The following is an 18,113-nucleotide window of genomic DNA, read 5'->3' as shown; positions in this document are numbered from 1 at the left end:
GTCATTGATAAATGTCTCTTTTCCAGCCCGTAAACCTGGTGTGCCCGAAATGCGAGGCCCCCGTTATCATGATGGCCGTTGGCAGCGTCAATGCCGACCGCCGCCCCGATCTGCGAGAGGATATTCTGGCGGACCGCTTTCAGGACATTGAATGCGGCGCCTGTCAGGAACGCTTTCGCCTGCAACCACAGTTCAACTATCTGGATGTCGGGCGCGGCCAGTGGATTGCCGCGATGCCAGCGGACCGGATGCGCGATCACCTGCAAGTCGAGGACGACGCGGCGCTGCTGTTTGCCGAGAGCTATGGGGTCAAGGCGCCCCAGGCCGCCCAGCAGGTCGGTCAGGACCTTACCATGCGCGTCACATTTGGCTGGCCCGCTGTGCGCGAAAAATTGTTGATCCGCGAACATGATCTGGACGATGTCATCATTGAAATGATGAAACTGCACATCCTGCGCAGCGTTCCATCGGTGCCTCTGGCCGAGGGTGTCGAGTTGCGGTTGGTTGATACGGACGAGGACAATGACGCCTATGTGTTCTGTTGGCTGGAAACCGCCTCTGAAAAACCGATCGAGGACCTGAACGTGCCAAAGGCTCTCTATGGGGCGATACTGGCCAATCCCACCGGCTGGCAGGCCATGCGGGCGCGGCTGGAAAACGGCGCCTTTGTCGATATGCAAAAGCTCTATATGGGCGAGGGCCGCAAATCCGCCTGACCGCATAGAAACAGGCCATCGGGCGACGGTGTACAGCGCTGTGGCGGCGGCAATTTTGCGGTTGAATCCGCCGCGGCGGTTTTGGATACTGCGGCCATGGCGGAACATCACAAAGAAGGTCAGCGCAAAAGACAGGCCAAGCTTGCCGGCCATCCGGAATGGATGAATTATCCCCGCACGCGACCCCGAGCCCTGAAGGCTGGCACCGATTTTTTCTTCTCGGGCCGCATGTGCAAGAACCGCCATTATAATCTGCGCAGCGTTCTGGGCTCGCGCTGCGTTGCCTGCGAAGAAAAGGCACAAGACGTCAGCCCAAGCCTCGCAGCGTTCATGCACGACTGGCTGTTTGATCTATAGCGCCCGCCGCCGTGGACTGTGCCAGGACCGGATAGGCCAGGCCAAGACAGGACAGATTCGCGTCAGTCGGGGATCATGATCCCGATCTTGCCCACATGGGACTTTTCGAGAAACGCTTCCTGTGCTGCACGCAGATCGCGCAGCGGGTAGGTTTTCGCGAGGACAGGCCTGATTTCTCCCGCCTCGATATAGCCCACGAGGTCGGTGAAAACGCGCGGGTCTTGCCGCGTGCTGCCCACAAGCGTCAGGTCTTTAAGATAGAGGCTGCGCAAGTCGAGCTCGACGATCGGTCCAGCGATGGCACCAGAGGTCACGTAGCGGCCACGGACCGACAGCGCGTCGAGCAGCGCAGGCCAGCGCGCGCCGCCCACCAGATCGAGCACGACGTCGAAGCTGTCCTGCGGCGGGGCTTCGTCGCGGCCCAGCGTGGCGTCGGCACCGAGCGCCTCCAGCGCGCGGGCTTTTGACGGGCTGGTTACCGCTGTGACATGGGCGCCGCGACGTTTAGCAAGCTGCACCGCCGCTGAGCCGACGCCCCCCGAGGCGCCGGTAATCAGCACGCGCTCCGCGCCGATCCCGGCGCGCTGGATCATGCCCTCGGCGGTCGAGAAAGCGCAGGGAAAGGAGGCGAGCTCTGCGTCTGACAACGGGCTGTCGACGCAGACCGCTTCCTTGTCCCCGATGGTCGTGAACTCGGCGAAGCCCCCGTTGCGCTCCGACCCGAAGGTCTCCAACGCATCAGGGTCGCCCGCACCGTCAGGCCGATAACCGTTCGGCCGATACATCGGCCGCACCAGCACCCGTTCGCCCAGGCGCGAGCGCTCCACGCCCGCTCCCACCGCGACCACCACTCCGCAGCAATCGGCGCCCTGGATGCGAGGGAAGGACAACGCGCCAGACCACGCGCCATCGGCGTCAGAGGCGCCCGCATAGCCCTCCTGCGCGGCCGAACCAGTGTCGCCGCGCACACTCTTGGAATACCAGCCAGTGCGGGTGTTTACGTCGGTGTTGTTCACCGCCGACGCGCCGACGCGGATCAGCACCTCGCCTGCGCGCGGCTCCGGCACCGGCACGTCGTCGCGCCATTCGAGCTTGTCGAGCCCGCCATGACCGGTGAGGACCATGGCTTTCATCGTGTCGGGAACTGTCATCGTCAAAACTCCGCATGTAGAATGTTTCCTCTACTTGCATTGGTAGAGGGACCTCTCTACCAATGTCAATCATGACTGATACTATGACCAAGATCGCCGCCGGGCTGGAACGCGCATTCGCCAGCCGCGGCTTCGCCGAGCCGAACGTCGAAGACCTCCGCGACGCAGCCTCCGTAAGCCTTCGCACGTTGTACAAATATACCCCGTCCCGATCAGAAATGGTGCTGGCAGCCCTGGAACATCGCCACCGGCGCTACCTCTCAAAGGTCTTCGACGGCATGCCGGATGACCCCAACGCAGCACTCGACGCGCTGCTCAATCGCGTCGGGAATTGGATGGAAACCGAGACAGCGCATGGGTGCCTCTTTCACGGCGCGGTGGCAGCCGAGCCTGGGAGCGCCCGACTTCGAGAGCTACTTGAACGCCACAAGACCGAAGTGGCCACTTGCGCCGCCAAGGTCACCGGTCTTGTCGGGCGTGAGATTGAAATTTCAGTTATCCTGGAAGGTCTCACTCAAGCTTGGGCGCTGCATCGAGACGCCGCCGTGGAAAGCGCGAAACTGTTGGGACGTGGCCTGCGAAAACTTGAAATTTAGTCCGACAGGACACCGAAAATCGCAAGCATTGGACACAGGCCTTTGCACTGCCGCCAATTGTCGTTTCAGGGCCAATCAGTGCCTTACCCGGATGAAAACTAACGCCTAATTTGCTCAAAACTCAGTCCCGATTGGAACAATACCGTGCAAAGCTGAAATGCTCCTAAAGCAATATATTGCTGCCATGGTGCGCCAGAGAGCGCTCACGCCGCAGGGCAAGCGCGGCTTCCCAACAGCGCCCGTGGTCCATTTTGGCGGCCCCTTAGCAACAATATTACCTGCGCGGTGTCTCCCGGAAAGTTGCCGCGCATCTGTTGTTGGACCAGGCCAGGATTGCCGCTGGCGAAGCCCCTACTGATCCAGCGGAATTCGATCGCCGTCTTAGCGCAGTACTGGACGGCGCGCTGTCGCGTCACCTTGGCCTGCGCAGAAATGAGGCCTGTTGGCCATTCCCGATCTGACCGCCGGGATTGCTTGCAAAACGGGATGGTTTGGACGCAGAGTGCTTCCCGACGAACAGTGGCCGAATTCTTGATTTCGGTCACTGTCAAAACAATTGAGGTATAAGCTTGGGCATCGTCATCATAGGTGCGGGGCTCTCCGGATAGGTGCGGGGCTCTCCGGGCTAACAGCAGCCGTAACTCTTCAAAATGCGGGCGCTTGCGTTCAGATTGTCGAAGCGGATGCGCAAATCGGCGGCCGCATTCGCGCTTTGCGGCAACCGGTGACCAACCGAGCACTTGCCGATCTTGGGCCAACCTGGGTTTGGCCAAAGCATCAACCCGTTGTCGCTCGATGGCTCGAAATACTTGGCTTGAAAACCTTCGAGCAGTTTAACCAAGGTGACGCTGTTATCTTGGGATGTGGACCGCCCCCGCAACGCCAGCCTCTGCCCGGACAAGATGGAATGGCACGTATCGTCGGTGGGCCAACCGCGCTGATTGACACGCTCGCTAGGCGAGTTGGCAATGGGCGAGAGGGCGGCTTTCGGGGTGCTTGGAACAGGCCTGTAACTCTGTAATTGGTTGAAAATAGTCTGTGTCAATCGGCATTGAATGTTGCCCCCCTGGCTATTCCCCAGAGCTGTTCTCCACCAGCTTTGGGGACAATCAAAGCAACACGAGGTGGCACCATGACGCAATATGAAACAGACAGGCTCCTGTTCTGGGCTCCTGTTCTGGGCTCCTGTTCTGGGCTCCTGCCCCGGGCCCCTCCCGCATGCGGATAATTCGCAACCCGTGCCCGCAAAGTGTTTTAAGCTCGATGGGTAGTGATGTTAGGGTTGTTGTTATATCGCTGCGCGCCAGCCTGGAATTGCCAGCGCCGAATTGCCAGCGGGGAATTGATTGTGCCAAAGCGCTCGCCAAGCAATTGTTGTTGGGCGTAGTTCAGCAAACTGATGAAATTTAGGGAGGCGACGGATGCCGAAATTTAGCCACGGAGAGGCGAACTCCTCTTGCTAATCGCACAGATCAGCGACCCCCACATTGTGGAACCGGGCCGAAAAACATGCGATGTCGCGCCGACCAGTGAGAGATTGGCGCAGCTTGTGAGCTGCCTCAACAAACTCGATCCGCTGCCCGACGTGGCCTTGATCACTGGGGACATTACCCATGACGGCACGGCCGCACAGGCCGCACAGGCCAAGCATCTATTGGACCCACTGAAAATGCCCTATCATGTGGTGCCCGGAAACCATGACGACAGAACAACGCTGGCCAAAGTGTTTTCGGGGTCAACCTGCCCAGCGCAAGACGAAGAATTCCTGCACTATGTGATCGAAGACCACGACATCCGCCTAATCGGCCTGGACAGCACCAAACCGGGCGCTCCTGGCGGCGAGATCTGCCAAAGGCGCGCCGACTGGCTGCAAGCACGGCTGAACGAGGCACCGGAGCGGCCCACAGTCTTGTTCATGCATCATCCACCGGTGAAATTCGGAGTGCTGGAGACCGATGAGGATGGTTTTCAAGGGGCTGACCTGTTGGAAGGGCTTGTAGAACGATTTCCCAACATCGAGCGTATTCTCTGCGGGCACATCCATTTGACCGCCCATACCCAATGGCGTGGAACGGTTGTCAGTACGGCCCCTTCTGCGGGCGGTATGCGGCTGGCGCTGGATCTCACGCTCAAGAAATCGTCCGGTTTCCACCTTACCAACCCGGAATTCCAGCTCCACCACCGGACGACAGATGGTGGGCTGGTCACGCACCAGGTTGAAGTGTTGGAAAATGACAAACTATACTTGTTCTGACGACAGGGACGAAACCATGCCAGCTGACAACATCTCAGGCCCATTTTGATGCCGTCCTGACAACGGTTCCACGCCATCAACAAAGCCCTTTTGCTAGCTCAACGAAATGAGCAGGCCTACAACACAGGCGCAAACAGTCGGGCTATCGGAGCACCGACACGGATACGCCAGGGTTGCTCGTGCAGTTTTTTGCCTAGCAGCAAAGCGCGTTCGAAATCGCTTTCCAGCATGCTTGCTGTTGCGGCAGCAGGACGCGGGTCGAAAAAGGCGGCCATGGCCTCGAAATTCAGCCGGAACGAGCGGTTGTCCAGGTTGGTTGTGCCAATGGCCGCAAAATCATCATCCACCAGCACCACTTTCTGATGCATAAATCCCGGCTGGTAGCGCCAGACCTGAACTCCGGCTGCCCTGACCTCGTCGAAAAAGGCAAAGGCCGCCAGCCAGGGGATTTTGTGATCTATAACTTCGGGGACCAGGATGCGCACATCCAGCCCGCGCAAGGCCGCGTGTTTCAGCGCCGTCAGGACGTCGGTATCCGGTACGAAATAAGGTGACGCAATCCAAACCCGCCTCGTTGCTGCGCTGATGGCTGAGAAGAAGAACAGAGCCCCGGTTTCCATCTCGTCGCCCGGACCGGTTGGCACGATCATCGCGGTCATGTCCTCGGGGGCGTGCGGTGCTTCCCAGTTCAGAACATCGGTCAGCACCTCAGAGGTGGCCCAATGCCAGTCTTCGGCAAAGACCAGCTGTAGTTGCGTCACAACCGGACCCTGAAGTTCGACATGGGTGTCGCGCCAGTCGCCAAATTTTGGATTTTTGCCCATATATTCGTCGCCGACATTAAAACCGCCCGTGAAGCCGGTCTTTCCGTCGATCACAACCGTCTTGCGGTGGTTGCGCAGGTTGATTTGGAACCGGTTCTTAGGGCCACGGGTCTTTTTGGGATCGACGGCTTGCACGCCAGCCTCGCGCAAGCGCTGGTGATAGCTGTGCGGCAGTTTGGTGCTGCCCACGGCGTCGAACATAACCCTTACAGTGACACCGCGTTTGGCTGCAGCGATCAGGTGCTGAGCAAGGGCTTGTCCCAGATTATCGTCGTGAATGATATAAAACTGCACCAGAACATAGGTCTCAGCCGCATCGATCGCCGCAAAGATAGCATCGAATGTAGCGTTGCCATCGACAAGCAACGTCATACTGTTGCCACGCACTGCCGGTAGCTCCGAGATTTTCTCAAAGGCTTCAACAGGAAAACTGGGTTTGGCAGCGGGTGCGTTGGCGTCTTTGAAGGTCTTCACCCCCTCAATGATGTCTTCGCTGTCGCGCCGGGCAACCAGGTAATGTTTGAATTTATGATGCCCCAGAAACAGATACAGCGGCACCCCCGCATAGGGCGCAGCAATCAGGAATATCACCCAACCAACGGCCCCTTGAGACGTTCGCGCAGATGAAATTGCGCGCCAAGAAAACCAGATAGCAATAGCCTCCAGCACGGCGAATATCACCAGGGCAATCTGTGCAGCCATAGGCTTTCCTCCGTCAATGAGCCTAGAGCCGGTCACTTGAATTGCCAGAATTAACTGGATTCTTTTGCCGTTGTGACCGAGAATAAATATCAACAGCCCTATATTGTCGGCAATCTGAAACTTGCTGTCTGGCACCGGCAATGGCAGCAGAAACAAAGTGGAATCTATGGAGCCAGAGCCTTTTCCCTTGCCTGAACCCGCCGCAAGAATTGCGGTGCGATTTGCAAATTGGCTGGCCTCCATTGATCAGACTAACTTTTTTCTGGCGCTGATTTTCATAGTGTTGATCTGGCTGGCGCGCAATGTAATCGCCCATTGGGTTTTGGGCCTGTCTACCCGGCTTTTGAAACAATTGTCTGTGCAACTGCCCGAGCAGGTCCGAACTGAATTGGCCGCTACGACTGCAATTCTTGTGGTTGTTCTGGCCCTTTATCCGGTGCTGGACGTGCTGAATTTGCCTGATTTCGTAGATGGTTTGCTCAATAGAATACTGGCGTCGGTGGCGATCGTCGCGGTGTTCTCCGGCTGGTACAATCTAAGCGGCCCGTTTGTTTCGCTGTTGCGCAACGGCCGGTTCAGGAAAATCCACATGGAAGCCAGGTGGATGGAGCGGGTTGCTCAATTTGGCGTTCTCCTGTTTGCTATCACCTCGTTGTTAAAGGTCTGGCAAGTTGACATCACTGGCGCCCTGACTGGCGTTGGCGTGCTGGGGGCCGGGATTGCGATTGCCACCCAGGATCTGATCCGCAATCTGATTGCCGGGATGAATAATATGAGCGAAAAGCGGTTTGCCGTTGGCGATGTGATCCAGATCGAAGGCGTCCTGGTTGGAACCGTTGAGAACATTGATCTCAGATCTACCCTGATCAAGGGATTTGACCAGATACCGCGCTATGTTCCTAATTCGGATCTGTCCAATGCCGTTGTTCTCAATTTCACCCACCGCACCAATCGTCGCGTCTTGCTGAGCATTCCTTTGGTGCTGTCGAGCAGCCCTGCACAGATCACCCAAGTGCGGGATGCGCTGCGCCAGTATTTGTCACAAAGCGATGATTTTGAATTGTCCGATGACGCGCCGCAGCATGTGTATGTCCAGGCGCTTACAGACAGCGCTGTCCCAATCATCTTCTATGCCTGGACCAAGGTTCCTGACTATGCCAACTCGCTGCAAGTCAACGAACGGCTGTCGTTGAAAATCCTTGAAGTCGTTGAACAAGCCGGAACGGCTTTGGCATATCCAACGCAGACTGTTGAACTTGCCAAGGTTTCCGTGCCGGACGTGATCAGCTCTTCAGGTTCTTGACCACTGCCTTTGCCACCGCACCTGCGACACCGGGCACAATCATACCCAGTGGATCATTTGCCATGCGTTTTATCCCATCAACCGCCGCCTTGGCCTCGCCAACGGCAACTTGAAACTCTGCTTCAAGATCTTCCATCGCCAAATCGCGAACTTCGGCCACCGGGGCGGTTTCCGCCTCGAAATTTGCGTTGCCCGCTATTGACGCGAGTATCCCCGCCAGCACCAGATTGACAGCTGCCACGATCAGCGCCGCGAGAGGTTTTGACACCACATCGGCCAGGCCAAGATACGCTGCCATGTTCAGCATGATAATGCCCAAACCAGCGACCAGCCCCGCCGCGGCCAGAAGACCGGTCTGGCGGCGCAGAATTGCCAGGTGGCGTTGGGCAATCAGACGTTCCGCGCGCATGATAATAGAAATATTTCTGGATATTCGGTTCATGAATTTGGCTCCTATCTCGAACGGCCGATCAGATACCCAAGCGCCAAAGCGCCCAAAGCAAGCAACAGCGGTTTTTTCTGTGGAAAGTCCTCAAGCCCTGCCAGAACTTCCTGAAGTTGTTCCTCCCAGTCCGGATTATCTGGATCACTGACCGGGTCATCCGAGCTGTGCTGGGAAAGGCCCCCGTCGGTTGCAACACTTCCCCTACCAGCCTCACTGGCTGCGGCAGCGGTTGCGGCTGCCTTCTGTTGCGCAAGCTGCTGCCTCAACTCGGCAAGTTCCGCTTCTAGCTGTGCTTTTGTCGCCAATAGTCTTACTCCCCTTGCGCTGGTGTCGGCGCCGCTCCGGTCTGATGCAGCGGCTTTCCCGGCTGGTTGTCTGCATCCTCCGATGTGCTTTGCAAAAGCTTGCCGTCCCCTGACATCAGAATGGCCAGGCTTTGCGTTGCTGGAATATGTGACATGACGATCAACGCACAGACGGTGATCGGGACACTTAGCCAGGCCCCGGTTATCCCCCAAATAGCTGTCCAGAACGTGAGGGCCAAGACGACCATAAGGGGAGATAAGTTAAGCGAGCGGCCGGTCAGAGACGGCTCAAGTATGTTGCCGACGACAAATTGTACCCCCCCGCAACCAGCAACGATGATCAGGAACGGGGTAAAGGTTTCAAACTGGACCAGCGCCACCAGCGATGGCAGGGCAACCGCCATAATCGACCCTATGGTCGGAATGAAATTCAGTGCAAAAGCGAGAACGGCCCAGGTCTCCGCAAAGTCGAGCCCGACCGGGCGCATTATTGCGTAGCTGCCCATCCCGGTCAGGAGGCTGACAGACGTTTTGATACCCATGTAACGTTGAAGGCTTAGGGAAATGCTGCGGAGTACACGGCGCAGGTTGGCACTAAACCCCTCATCAGGGGAAGCCAGTTCGATCTTTGCCCGCATGGGCCCCCGTTCCAGCATCATGAACGGGATGTACAGCAACACCAAGAAAAACGCGCTCAGAAAGGTTCCGGCAGAGCTGAGTAGCCCTGAGGCGAAATCGGCAATGTTCAGGTCACTCAGCGCGGATTGTGCGGCGGCATAATTTGTGTCGCCAACCAGGGCAATAACGCGGCTGGCAATGCTGGCAAACCGCTCTTCGTACCGAGGAAGCGCTGCGGCCACGTCGCCTGCTTGATTGGACAATATCGAAAGAATGCCGAGCAGGCCAAACAACACCAGGGCAATGCCCAGAACATGGGCCAACCAGCCTGGAACCTGACGACCGCCAATGTCGATCTTGCCAATGCGGTCAATGATGGCCGTCAGCAGGACAAACAGCAGCAAGGCGACGGAAAGAGGCGCCAGTACATCGGCGGCCAGAACAAGGCCCGCCACGGTAAAAAACACCACAACAACAAGGCGATGCCAGAAAGCCAGGCCAAACGTCATCTTGGCTGAACTGGCTCCGGTGGCGGGTTCAGCCATATCCGGGACTTTCTCCGGACATGGTTAAGCGCCTTTCTTCATGCGGTCATAGGCCGCCTTCATCTTCAGGCCGATTTCCTTGGCCGCTTCGCCCACATCTTCGGCGGTTTGTTCGAATTGAGAGTGGGACAGGAACTTGTCCCATTCGCCCGTCAACTCTTCCCATTCATCCTCGGCCTCCTTAGATGCCAGATGCAGCTGCAAACGCAGCTCATCGCGGCGTTGCTTTAAGTTTGCCAAAATATCAATTATGTCAGTCATTTGCATCTCTTTTCAAGAATTCGACAAGGGCTTTCTACGACCTTTAACTACATAGCGTAATTTCCCGGGCAATCGATTTATTTTCACATATCAATGATTATTTTGAATTCATTGGCCAGCAAGCTACTGGTCGTTTGCAGCCAGTACATAATTGTTGCGGCAGCTCCGCAGCAGTTCTAAGCTGTGGTAAAATGCCCTGTGAACTGGCGCAAATAGGCCCATTTGGGGCGTTTGACCTATCATTAGAAACTCCTATTTTGAGGGGCGAGGTTCCGGGTGATGACGGCGCGGCAAATAACATTGGCACTCTGGGCCGCTTTGGTCCGGTTCGACAGCCAGCACGGGTGGTCCAAAAGCAGCCATATAGCCATGTCGATGATGCTGGCCTTGTTTCCTTTCACGATCTTTGCGCTGTCCTTGGGGCGGGCGGTGTCGGATGGGGTTTCGACCCAGGACATTGTCGAATTTGTCTACGGGACCTGGCCGGACAGCATTGCGGCTCCGATTGTAAATGAGGTGCAGGCGGTTCTGCGCGACAGCAGCCTGAAGACTCTGACAATTGGCGGTTTGTTGGCGGTGTTTTTTGCCTCCAACGGGGTGGATGCCGTGCGCCAGACCCTAACGGATGCTTACCGCGAGCACGATCCACGGCCACTTTGGAAATCGCGTGCAGTATGTGTTTTGTTTGTCCTGTGCGGCGCAGCAATCCTGACTTTTTCGGCGGCTTTGGTTTTTGCAGTTCCGGTTTATATTGAGGCTGTCTATGGACGCTCTGAAATGACTGAAGACGGGGCTCTGTCCTATGAAGCCCTGCGCCATGCCGTTTCATTCATTTTGCTGATTTTTTCGGTCTTGGCCTGTCATCTATGGTTGCCGGGCCACAGCCACTCTCTGAAGCAGGTGCTTCCCGGTGTCGTGCTGACCGTGGTTCTCTGGATCACCAGCGGCGGGATTTTCGCGCAATATGTTTCGAATTTTTCTGCCTACAGCATTACTTATGCAGGTTTGGCAGGGGTGATGACTGCACTGGTATTCCTGTACGTTATGGCGGCGATTTTTGTAATCGGCGCAGAGTTCAATGGTCGGCTTATTGCAGGTCAAGACGCAGGCACCGGCACAGGAGACTGAATGATGCAAGACCCGCGCGTGACTGCGCGACGGAGCTGCATCCCTTACTATCTTGCGACAGGCCGCCTGCACCAATAGAGGCTCAGCGCAGGTTAGGCTCGCCATAGGTCTAGGTGTGCCTGGATCAGGCCAGCGCGTCTTTGGCCAAAGCCATTGATGCATCCAATTTGGCTTTGCGTTCTTTATAGTCCGCCTGAATTTCTGTTTTACGCTTTTTGAATTTCTCACGGGTGTTGTCCGCGGCGGTGGTGATCTGCTGGTCGATGGCCTCCAAACGGGCGCCAGCCTCGCGGTCAAGCTCATCCAAGCGATGGGTGATTTTGCTGCGGGACTCCGTCATTTTCACTTTTGCCGCATTAATTTTGGCGTGGATAGCCTTCTTGGGTGCCTCCGACGATTGCGCCATCTCTTCGTTAAGGTCGGCGATCTCGCGGTCCAGTTCGGCCATTTCAGTCTCAAACTGCTCGTCGATCGCATCCACCCGCAGCTTACGAAACACGGTGCCCCCGGCGCTGGCCATTTGAGCGTCCAGAGGCGAGGTCCAGACTTCATCCACCGAAGCAATAAGACATGATTTCCCCGGCAGCAGCTCCAGGCTGACCTGATCGAGCATCTCGGAATCAATGCCAGCAACCCAAAGGTCGCGGTACATGCCAAACATGCCACCCGTCAGCGATCCGGCTGCCAGGCCTGTTGCCGCAGCAGAGGCCGCAGCTGCCGAACCGGCCAGCACAGCGCCTGAGGCCACGGCAACGGGTCCGGCAAGTACCCCGACGACACCGCCAAGGATCAAGCCAAAGGCGGTGCCTATAGGACCTTCGTCGTCGAACTTTTTGGTTTCGACCTTGCCCTCTTGATCTTTGCCGATCACCGCGGCGGCATAGACCGCCAACTCGCCGTTCCGGTGCAGGTCTCGCAGCGCGGTTTCACCTTTGTAGGCGGCTTCTTCTGTATCAAACACAACAGCGATAAATTTTTCCATGGATGGTTTCCTTGTGGCTTGGAGGTGAAGGTTGGAACGTCTGTCATCTCAGGCGGTGTTTATGGGTTTGGGAAAAATTGCATGTTCAGGCCATGTAGATCTGCCATTTCGGCAGGCCACTGCCGCGAGTGAAGACCGAGTATTGTGGTTCGACAAAGAAGTTGAATACCGTGTTTCCACGCTTACTGACCTTCCCCAGACGAAGACCAATCGGCACCGAATAGCTGTCATTGGCAAAGTTATACGACCAAATCGGGGCTGTCGGTGCGCGCTACCCCCAACTGCGACTCTTGTTAGAAAACAGTAGTTTATCTAACAAGAGGAATCGGCATGGGAACCGTTTATAGCCAACTTAGTATCACAGAACGACGCAGAATAGAACGCTGGAGACACGCAAAGGTCCCTGTTGACGAGATGGCACGTGTTTTGAAGCGTTGTCGATCTACGATATTTCGAGAGCTGAAGCGCAACCATTTCTCTGACCCGTGTATGCCGTCGATGGCTGGATCGGTTCCGGTCGACAGTGTGGTATGGCCGACAATTGTTTCGTTGTTTGCGTGCCGATGATGAGCGTTGCTGAAGGTGACGGCGTGTTCTTGCAGAGAGCGGAACCCGCCTTCGCCGATATGGGCACTGTATCTATCAATAAAATCCCCACGTAGCTGATCCACAGTGATCTGCAGTATCAACCGAGGCTTGTCACTGGCGGTTGATACCGTCGCTATCAAAGCCGCGACGCACAAGGAAACTACGGCCGCGACCAAGGGAACTGTGGGAATCCGAAACATTGGCACCTCATGCAAGTTGGGGCGGATTTATGATCCCCGCTCCGATTGATATTGAGTTTAAAATGCGACGGTTAGATCGCTACCGAGACATTATTCTTCAGGCCATAGGCAAGCCGGATAAATCCGGCCCCCTCTCCGATCAACGACACTCCAACCAAAATACCCAATAGCACAGCACTAATTTCCGGATACCGTGCCATCAGATACGCGGATGCCAGAACTGAGACGACGCCGCCAAAAATAACCCATGCGGACCCGGGTTCGGGACGGGCCATCACGCCGACCGCGATCCGTATCAACCCGTTCACGAAAACTGCAACAATCAACACCAGCGTCAGCGCAAGCATACCTTCCAGTGGACGGAAAAACAGCATTGCACCAGCGAAGGAGTTGAACAGCCCCAGGATCAGATACGTAAGCCGAGCGTTCCAGTCATTGCTCGTCTTGAAAACCTGAACCAGCATCATGATGCCACCGACACCGATGAAGATTCCAACGATCATTTCCACCGCCAGAGAAACGAGGAACGGAGCGAGAAAGGCGCTAAATCCACCGATTGCCATCACTATGCCCAAAGCAAGGAACCAGCCCCAGTTTTTTTGAATATCTGCTGCTTCGTTCTGCATAGCTGTGGGCATATATTCCATCCCTTATTATTGTCGATGCGCATGGGCCAGACAAACATCTGATCCGCTCTCAGTTCGCTATGACTCTGGCTTCCAACGGCAATTCAGACTGCCGGGCAACGTCAGTTTCTGGCGTAATGGAACGACGGCAATTCACTCAGATTGTCCTTCGTCGCGTTCGGCAATACAAAGTCGCCGTTGTCTTTGATCCCCAACGCTACCGTTGGTACAGCGACCAACTTGTTACCAATATTGAGAAAACCAGCGACATTGATGATGACAAATGTTGTGTCACCGCTTGGCAAGACAATAGCATCGTGAACGTAACCGACAAAATCCCCGAGCTCGTTGTAAACACTGCCGCGCAGCAATTCGACCACGCTCCAACCGCCCGCGACCACAGCAACATCCATGTCTTTGTACTCTAGCAAAATACCGCCAGCCACATGTTGCGCTTCTGCGGTTACGATTGTGGGGACATTTATAGAAATTGCACTCATGACAACGGCCGTAGCCCAAAATTTGTGTTTCATCCGATTTGTGTCCTTGAATGGGTAGTCATTTTGTGTGTTTTCGGGCGCCCAATTATCAAGACACCTTGAGATCGTCAGTTCTCTGGTCAGTTCCCGGACAGGGCCGCGCGCAATTCTTTCTCGTCGCTGACCGACAATGACGTTTCGATAATTTCGCCCTTCATACCCTCCAATTCGTTCAGAAGTTTCGTTGGTCGGTCCGTCCATCCGATCATTGCCAACGCTGAGGTATCGGGCTTGAGCTTAGCCCCGAGCCGCGCCGCCAGATCATCTTCTTCGTCGGCCTGATCCAATGCGCCTGCAAGTGTGCCCATCGAAGTTCCAGCCGCTGCCCCAAGGAGAAGCCCCGCAGCCGGGTTACCTGCAAGTGCGCCGATCATCATCCCCGTCAGAGACCCGATCGCACCCCCACCAAGCATTCCGGTTGCGGTCAGTGCGTCGGAATTCTTGATCCGCATGTTGCCATCGGCACCACGGGTAACGACGATGAAGTCATCAATATCGGCCTCCCAGTTGTCAGTCATCTTTGCGACACGCAACAGGGCCTCATCCGCAGTATGACGGCCTTCAAACAGAATTATGACAAGATTGGACATTGGATGTTTCCCTATCAATAATTGTTGGTCAGAAAGGATTTCAGAGAGCGGTGCCGGACAATCCAATGTGCGGCACCGCTCATTTGACAGATCAGCAATCCTGGATCACTTGCTGCCGTTATTTTCAGCCATTGCTTCCATAACTTGGTCGATGGAAAAGCTGGCCGGTTTCTGGCGTGGTGGAAATTCCTGGAACGTTGCCAGGAACTGCCCCACATATTTCTGGGCCGGCACCAAGAGAAAGACGCGGTCAATCATCCAGTCGAAATAGGTGTTTGACGTCAGATGCGCTTGCTCGAACGGGTCACGGCGCAAGTTGGTCATTAAGGGAACCCGCAACGCTGTCCACGGCTCGATCCAGGCCCGCAAAGTATATACAGCCTTCTGCTCCATGAAGATCAATTTCCAATCATCATAGCGCAGGGCCGTCAGCTCACCGGTGTCCGCGAAATAGAAGATTTCGTGACGCGGGCCTTTTTCAACTTCGCCAGTCAGAACTGGAAGGAAGTTGTAGCCATCCAGATGCACCCTGTACTCGCGGCCAATGGCATGAACGCCACCTTCCAGCAGTTGTTCCTTGATGGAGCTGTTTCCGGCTACTGCCAGGAAAGTCGGCAACCAGTCCATGTGGTGCATGATCTCGTTGGACACGCTGCCAGCCTCAATTTGACCCGGCCAGCGCACCATCGACGGCACTCTCCAGCCACCTTCCCAATTGGTGTTTTTCTCGCTGAAGAACGGGCTAGTGGCTGCATCGGGCCATGTATTCTTGTGTGGGCCATTGTCAGTCGAGTACTGCACGAGCGTATTGTCGGCGATCCCTAGTTCATCCAAAAGGTCCAGCAACTGTCCCACATGCATGTCATGTTCAACCATCCCGTCGCCATAGGTGTCCTGACCGGATATTCCGAAATGCTCGGGCTTTACGTGGGTGCGAAAATGCATGCGGGTGCCGTTCCACCAGACGTAAAATGGTTTGCCCTGATCGTTTGCACGCTTGATAAAGTCGATGGCCGCGGCGATGGTCTCGTCATCAACAGTTTCCATCCGCTTTTTAGTCAGTGGGCCGGTGTCTTCAATTGCGCCATCAGCCGAGGACTTGATGACACCCCGCGGACCAAAAGACTCGTGGAAAGTAGTGCCATCCGCTAGAATTGCATCGCCCGGATAGTCGCGATTTTCGGGCTCTTCTTCGGCATTCAAATGGTAGAGATTGCCAAAAAACTCATCAAATCCGTGATTGGTGGGCAGCATGGCATCCTGATCGCCAAGATGGTTCTTGCCAAATTGACCCGTTACGTAGCCTTCGGCCTTGAGCAGTCCGGCAATGGTCGGATCTTCTACTTGTATGCCAAGATCAGCCCCAGGCAATCCCACTTTGGAGAGACCGGTGCGATAGACTGACTGGCCCATGATATAGGAAGACCGCCCGGCGGTGCAGGATTGCTCGCCGTAGTAGTCGGTAAAAATCATCCCCTCTTTGGCAACCCGGTCGATATTGGGTGTGCGATACCCCATCAGACCCATTGTGTAGGCGGAAATGTTGGATTGACCGATGTCATCCCCCCAAATCACCAGTATGTTGGGTTTGTCCTGCGCTAGGGCCGGCATGGCCAGCAAAGCTGCAATGGCAACGCCTGCAGTTTGAAGTGGTAGTTTCCGCAGTCGGGAAAAACTCATACTCATAAGGGGCATAAGCCGGATCCTTTATCTAAAGTTACAAACGGGATCTAAAATTGGCAATATTCTTAGGTAGGGCGCGGGACTGTATTTGGTACATCTGCAGCGCATCTTTTGCATTTCTCGCATTCTGATGCTCAAAATGAGACGGCTTGGGGAGGTGCCATGGTTCGAGTTGCGATCTATATATTAGTCTCACTGAACGACCCTCAGGCACAGCGGGAGGCAGCGTTGCTGTTGCCGGTCACTCAATTCGGACGCTGCTTGGCGTGGGTCTTCCCTGTCGGTTCCACAACGGGCTTTCAGCAGGTTTGTATGGAGTTTCGCGTGTCTTGTGATAGCAATATTGATCAAACGCCAAAGGACGATCCAGATGGAATCTGAAACTTCGACTGACGCGACGGACCCCGATCAACCGGCTAATATTTCTCGATCTGTTGTGGCCTTGGTCTCTCTCGCGACAGCGACTGTAATTGTCACTTTCGCCTTCTTCGAAATCATACGCCCGTTCTTGAGCGCGCTGGTTCTTGCCGCGATCTGCTCGGTACTCGTCCAACCACTCTACCGCGCTGTTCTTGCTCGTGTCGGCAATCGAACTGGGTTGGCCAGCACGATCACGGTGCTGATGGGAATTGTCATTGTGGTCGGTCCGCTTATCGGCATTGCATATCTTGCGGCAACCCAGGCTTCAGGATTGATCGAGGGAGCCGACCAGCTATTGGACAATCTATCGGAAAACGTTGAGGCACTGAAACTAGGCACATTCGATTTTCCGGAGTGGATGCCGTTTCGCCAGGACCTTACCGAAGCAGGACCTCAGATCGTTGAAAAAGTGGAGCAAATGCTAGGGAGCATCGCCTCGTTTCTGGCCTCATCACTGTCTGGCCTGACCAACGGAACGGCCAGCTTTTTCCTGGGCCTGTTTACCTTTCTGTATGCAATGTTCTTTTTCCTGCCAATGAAAACTTCGGCCTTTCGACCAGTCCTTGCGAACACAGGGTTGGCCGTTGAGCTTCAGGAGAAGCTGAATGAAAGGATTGTTTCGGTCAGCCGGGCGACGATCAAGGGCACGTTGCTAATTGGCGTGATCCAAGGGGCTCTTGGCGGGTTTGGGTTCTGGATGGCCGGGATCGAAGGGGCGGCTTTCTGGAGCGTGATCATGGCCATCGCAGCGGCCATTCCGGGTTTGGGGGCCACCGCTGTTGTGATCGGCGGCGCGATCTATCTGGCAGTGCAAGGTGCAGTCACGGCCGCCATTGGCCTGGCTCTTTGGGCGGTTCTGGTTGTGGGCACCATCGACAACATCCTGCGCCCGACGCTTGTTGGTCGGGATGCCCAGATGTCTGATCTGATGATATTTGTTAGCACTTTAGGTGGTCTTGCCGTGTTCGGCGCATCAGGGTTGATTTTCGGCCCGGTAATCGCCGGCTTGTTCATCACAGTTTGGCACGCGGTCGCGGCATCCTCACTGCGATTTGACCGCGGCAAGAACAAACCGCAGGTTGCAGATGGGGGCGATGAACTGCAGAAACCTGAATCCAATCAGGATCCAGGCGAAGACCTTCAAAATAAACGATCTTTTGCGGTCACCCTATCCAAATCCGAGCTTGATGCCGAAGTGGAGCAGCTGAAGCGCGCATTCAGCGAGAACAAGCCTGAGGGACCCAAATAAAACCAGAGCGCATGACGCCCTCGGCCTTCCA

19 protein-coding genes and 2 pseudogenes are annotated in these 18,113 nt (G+C 55.7%); 9 read left to right on the top strand and 12 right to left on the bottom strand.

Annotated elements, in window-relative coordinates; genetic code table 11:
* Positions 1 to 11 precede the first annotated feature (11 nt).
* Both QPJ95_RS15095 and QPJ95_RS15090 read left to right on the top strand, forming a co-directional pair.
* The gene (locus QPJ95_RS15095) at positions 12 to 716 is read left to right on the top strand and encodes a CpXC domain-containing protein (RefSeq protein WP_270916950.1); all 705 of its coding nucleotides are present in this window, start codon (positions 12 to 14) and stop codon (positions 714 to 716) included.
* Between the two features lie 96 nt (positions 717 to 812).
* Positions 813 to 1,073, top strand: a complete 261-nt coding sequence (locus QPJ95_RS15090; protein WP_270916949.1) for a hypothetical protein — start codon at positions 813 to 815, stop codon at positions 1,071 to 1,073.
* Between the two features lie 62 nt (positions 1,074 to 1,135).
* Here the strand turns inward: QPJ95_RS15090 and QPJ95_RS15085 are convergent, their stop codons facing one another.
* Complete coding sequence (locus QPJ95_RS15085) at positions 1,136 to 2,224, bottom strand: alcohol dehydrogenase family protein (protein WP_270916948.1); 1,089 nt, start codon at positions 2,222 to 2,224, stop codon at positions 1,136 to 1,138.
* An 83-nt stretch (positions 2,225 to 2,307) separates the two neighbouring features.
* On the opposite strand from QPJ95_RS15085, the gene QPJ95_RS15080 reads away from it, so the two are divergent.
* The 3 genes from QPJ95_RS15080 to QPJ95_RS15070 all read left to right on the top strand — a co-directional run bounded on the left by QPJ95_RS15080 (position 2,308) and on the right by QPJ95_RS15070 (position 5,074).
* Complete coding sequence (locus QPJ95_RS15080; protein WP_270916947.1) at positions 2,308 to 2,820, top strand: TetR/AcrR family transcriptional regulator; 513 nt, start codon at positions 2,308 to 2,310, stop codon at positions 2,818 to 2,820.
* Positions 2,821 to 3,376: 556 nt separating this feature from the next.
* The gene (locus QPJ95_RS15075) at positions 3,377 to 3,841 is read left to right on the top strand and encodes an FAD-dependent oxidoreductase (RefSeq protein ID WP_270916946.1); all 465 of its coding nucleotides are present in this window, start codon (positions 3,377 to 3,379) and stop codon (positions 3,839 to 3,841) included.
* A 468-nt stretch (positions 3,842 to 4,309) separates the two neighbouring features.
* The gene (locus QPJ95_RS15070) at positions 4,310 to 5,074 is read left to right on the top strand and encodes a phosphodiesterase (protein ID WP_286018282.1); all 765 of its coding nucleotides are present in this window, start codon (positions 4,310 to 4,312) and stop codon (positions 5,072 to 5,074) included.
* Positions 5,075 to 5,190: 116 nt separating this feature from the next.
* On the opposite strand, the gene cls is transcribed toward QPJ95_RS15070, so the two are convergent.
* Positions 5,191 to 6,600 carry a cardiolipin synthase gene (gene cls, locus QPJ95_RS15065; RefSeq protein WP_270916944.1) on the bottom strand — a complete coding sequence of 470 codons (1,410 nt, stop codon included), beginning with the start codon at positions 6,598 to 6,600 and terminating at the stop codon, positions 5,191 to 5,193.
* A gap of 214 nt (positions 6,601 to 6,814) precedes the next feature.
* Between cls and QPJ95_RS15060 the strand changes: the two genes are divergently transcribed.
* A complete protein-coding gene (locus QPJ95_RS15060; protein ID WP_270916943.1) occupies positions 6,815 to 7,903 on the top strand; it encodes a mechanosensitive ion channel family protein in 1,089 nt (362 codons plus the stop codon).
* On the opposite strand, the gene QPJ95_RS15055 is transcribed toward QPJ95_RS15060, so the two are convergent.
* The 4 genes from QPJ95_RS15055 to QPJ95_RS15040 are packed head-to-tail and all read right to left on the bottom strand — an operon-like array spanning position 7,884 to position 10,077.
* Positions 7,884 to 8,345 (bottom strand): phage holin family protein, encoded by a 462-nt coding sequence (locus QPJ95_RS15055; protein WP_270916942.1) that lies wholly within the window; start codon positions 8,343 to 8,345, stop codon positions 7,884 to 7,886. The two genes, QPJ95_RS15060 and QPJ95_RS15055, sit on opposite strands and share 20 nt — an antisense overlap.
* Positions 8,346 to 8,356: 11 nt before the next feature.
* Positions 8,357 to 8,653, bottom strand: coding sequence for a hypothetical protein (locus QPJ95_RS15050; RefSeq protein WP_270916941.1), 297 nt, complete (start codon positions 8,651 to 8,653; stop codon positions 8,357 to 8,359).
* A gap of 5 nt (positions 8,654 to 8,658) precedes the next feature.
* On the bottom strand, positions 8,659 to 9,780 hold the full coding sequence (locus tag QPJ95_RS15045) for an AI-2E family transporter (protein WP_270917206.1): 1,122 nt from the start codon (positions 9,778 to 9,780) through the stop codon (positions 8,659 to 8,661).
* A 60-nt stretch (positions 9,781 to 9,840) separates the two neighbouring features.
* A complete protein-coding gene (locus QPJ95_RS15040; protein WP_270916940.1) occupies positions 9,841 to 10,077 on the bottom strand; it encodes a hypothetical protein in 237 nt (78 codons plus the stop codon).
* Between the two features lie 279 nt (positions 10,078 to 10,356).
* On the opposite strand from QPJ95_RS15040, the gene QPJ95_RS15035 reads away from it, so the two are divergent.
* Positions 10,357 to 11,205, top strand: a complete 849-nt coding sequence (locus QPJ95_RS15035; RefSeq protein WP_270916939.1) for a YihY/virulence factor BrkB family protein — start codon at positions 10,357 to 10,359, stop codon at positions 11,203 to 11,205.
* A gap of 124 nt (positions 11,206 to 11,329) precedes the next feature.
* Here QPJ95_RS15035 and QPJ95_RS15030 read toward each other — a convergent pair whose 3' ends face one another.
* Entirely contained in the window at positions 11,330 to 12,187 is an 858-nt protein-coding gene (locus tag QPJ95_RS15030; protein WP_270916938.1) for a DUF1269 domain-containing protein, read from the bottom strand.
* A 330-nt stretch (positions 12,188 to 12,517) separates the two neighbouring features.
* On the opposite strand from QPJ95_RS15030, the pseudogene QPJ95_RS24255 reads away from it, so the two are divergent.
* A pseudogene (locus tag QPJ95_RS24255) lies at positions 12,518 to 12,694 on the top strand (helix-turn-helix domain-containing protein); the annotation flags it as partial.
* Positions 12,695 to 12,717: 23 nt separating this feature from the next.
* On the opposite strand, the pseudogene QPJ95_RS24250 reads toward QPJ95_RS24255, so the two are convergent.
* The 5 genes and pseudogenes from QPJ95_RS24250 to QPJ95_RS15010 all read right to left on the bottom strand — a co-directional run.
* Positions 12,718 to 12,975: pseudogene (locus QPJ95_RS24250) on the bottom strand (hypothetical protein); the annotation flags it as partial.
* A gap of 71 nt (positions 12,976 to 13,046) precedes the next feature.
* The gene (locus tag QPJ95_RS15025) at positions 13,047 to 13,613 is read right to left on the bottom strand and encodes an HdeD family acid-resistance protein (RefSeq protein ID WP_270916936.1); all 567 of its coding nucleotides are present in this window, start codon (positions 13,611 to 13,613) and stop codon (positions 13,047 to 13,049) included.
* Positions 13,614 to 13,723: 110 nt separating this feature from the next.
* Complete coding sequence (locus tag QPJ95_RS15020) at positions 13,724 to 14,134, bottom strand: PRC-barrel domain-containing protein (RefSeq protein ID WP_270916935.1); 411 nt, start codon at positions 14,132 to 14,134, stop codon at positions 13,724 to 13,726.
* Positions 14,135 to 14,220: 86 nt separating this feature from the next.
* Entirely contained in the window at positions 14,221 to 14,730 is a 510-nt protein-coding gene (locus QPJ95_RS15015) for a DUF1269 domain-containing protein (protein ID WP_270916934.1), read from the bottom strand.
* Between the two features lie 105 nt (positions 14,731 to 14,835).
* On the bottom strand, positions 14,836 to 16,341 hold the full coding sequence (locus QPJ95_RS15010) for an arylsulfatase (RefSeq protein ID WP_270917205.1): 1,506 nt from the start codon (positions 16,339 to 16,341) through the stop codon (positions 14,836 to 14,838).
* A gap of 442 nt (positions 16,342 to 16,783) precedes the next feature.
* Between QPJ95_RS15010 and QPJ95_RS15005 the strand changes: the two genes are divergently transcribed.
* Positions 16,784 to 18,082, top strand: a complete 1,299-nt coding sequence (locus QPJ95_RS15005) for an AI-2E family transporter (protein ID WP_270916933.1) — start codon at positions 16,784 to 16,786, stop codon at positions 18,080 to 18,082.
* Positions 18,083 to 18,113: the final 31 nt, after the last annotated feature.

The sequence above is a fragment of the Parasedimentitalea psychrophila genome, assembly GCF_030285785.1.
Lineage (GTDB): Bacteria > Pseudomonadota > Alphaproteobacteria > Rhodobacterales > Rhodobacteraceae > Parasedimentitalea > Parasedimentitalea psychrophila.
The sequence above is the reverse complement of the archived record's forward strand: the minus strand, read 5'-3'. Positions and strand labels throughout refer to the sequence as shown.

What these genes read in the sequence shown, in the direction of transcription:
- QPJ95_RS15005 (WP_270916933.1), top strand. Translation starts at nt 16,784, where the DNA reads ATGGAATCTGAAACTTCGACTGACGCGACGGACCCCGATCAACCGGCT.
- QPJ95_RS15055 (WP_270916942.1), bottom strand. Translation starts at nt 8,345, where the DNA reads ATGAACCGAATATCCAGAAATATTTCTATTATCATGCGCGCGGAACGT.
- QPJ95_RS15095 (WP_270916950.1), top strand. Translation starts at nt 12, where the DNA reads ATGTCTCTTTTCCAGCCCGTAAACCTGGTGTGCCCGAAATGCGAGGCC.
- QPJ95_RS15085 (WP_270916948.1), bottom strand. Translation starts at nt 2,224, where the DNA reads ATGACAGTTCCCGACACGATGAAAGCCATGGTCCTCACCGGTCATGGC.
- QPJ95_RS15045 (WP_270917206.1), bottom strand. Translation starts at nt 9,780, where the DNA reads ATGACGTTTGGCCTGGCTTTCTGGCATCGCCTTGTTGTTGTGGTGTTT.
- QPJ95_RS15030 (WP_270916938.1), bottom strand. Translation starts at nt 12,187, where the DNA reads ATGGAAAAATTTATCGCTGTTGTGTTTGATACAGAAGAAGCCGCCTAC.
- QPJ95_RS15035 (WP_270916939.1), top strand. Translation starts at nt 10,357, where the DNA reads ATGACGGCGCGGCAAATAACATTGGCACTCTGGGCCGCTTTGGTCCGG.
- QPJ95_RS15090 (WP_270916949.1), top strand. Translation starts at nt 813, where the DNA reads ATGGCGGAACATCACAAAGAAGGTCAGCGCAAAAGACAGGCCAAGCTT.
- QPJ95_RS15010 (WP_270917205.1), bottom strand. Translation starts at nt 16,341, where the DNA reads ATGCCGGCCCTAGCGCAGGACAAACCCAACATACTGGTGATTTGGGGG.
- QPJ95_RS15040 (WP_270916940.1), bottom strand. Translation starts at nt 10,077, where the DNA reads ATGACTGACATAATTGATATTTTGGCAAACTTAAAGCAACGCCGCGAT.
- cls (WP_270916944.1), bottom strand. Translation starts at nt 6,600, where the DNA reads ATGGCTGCACAGATTGCCCTGGTGATATTCGCCGTGCTGGAGGCTATT.
- QPJ95_RS15025 (WP_270916936.1), bottom strand. Translation starts at nt 13,613, where the DNA reads ATGCCCACAGCTATGCAGAACGAAGCAGCAGATATTCAAAAAAACTGG.
- QPJ95_RS15015 (WP_270916934.1), bottom strand. Translation starts at nt 14,730, where the DNA reads ATGTCCAATCTTGTCATAATTCTGTTTGAAGGCCGTCATACTGCGGAT.
- QPJ95_RS15020 (WP_270916935.1), bottom strand. Translation starts at nt 14,134, where the DNA reads ATGAAACACAAATTTTGGGCTACGGCCGTTGTCATGAGTGCAATTTCT.
- QPJ95_RS15080 (WP_270916947.1), top strand. Translation starts at nt 2,308, where the DNA reads ATGACCAAGATCGCCGCCGGGCTGGAACGCGCATTCGCCAGCCGCGGC.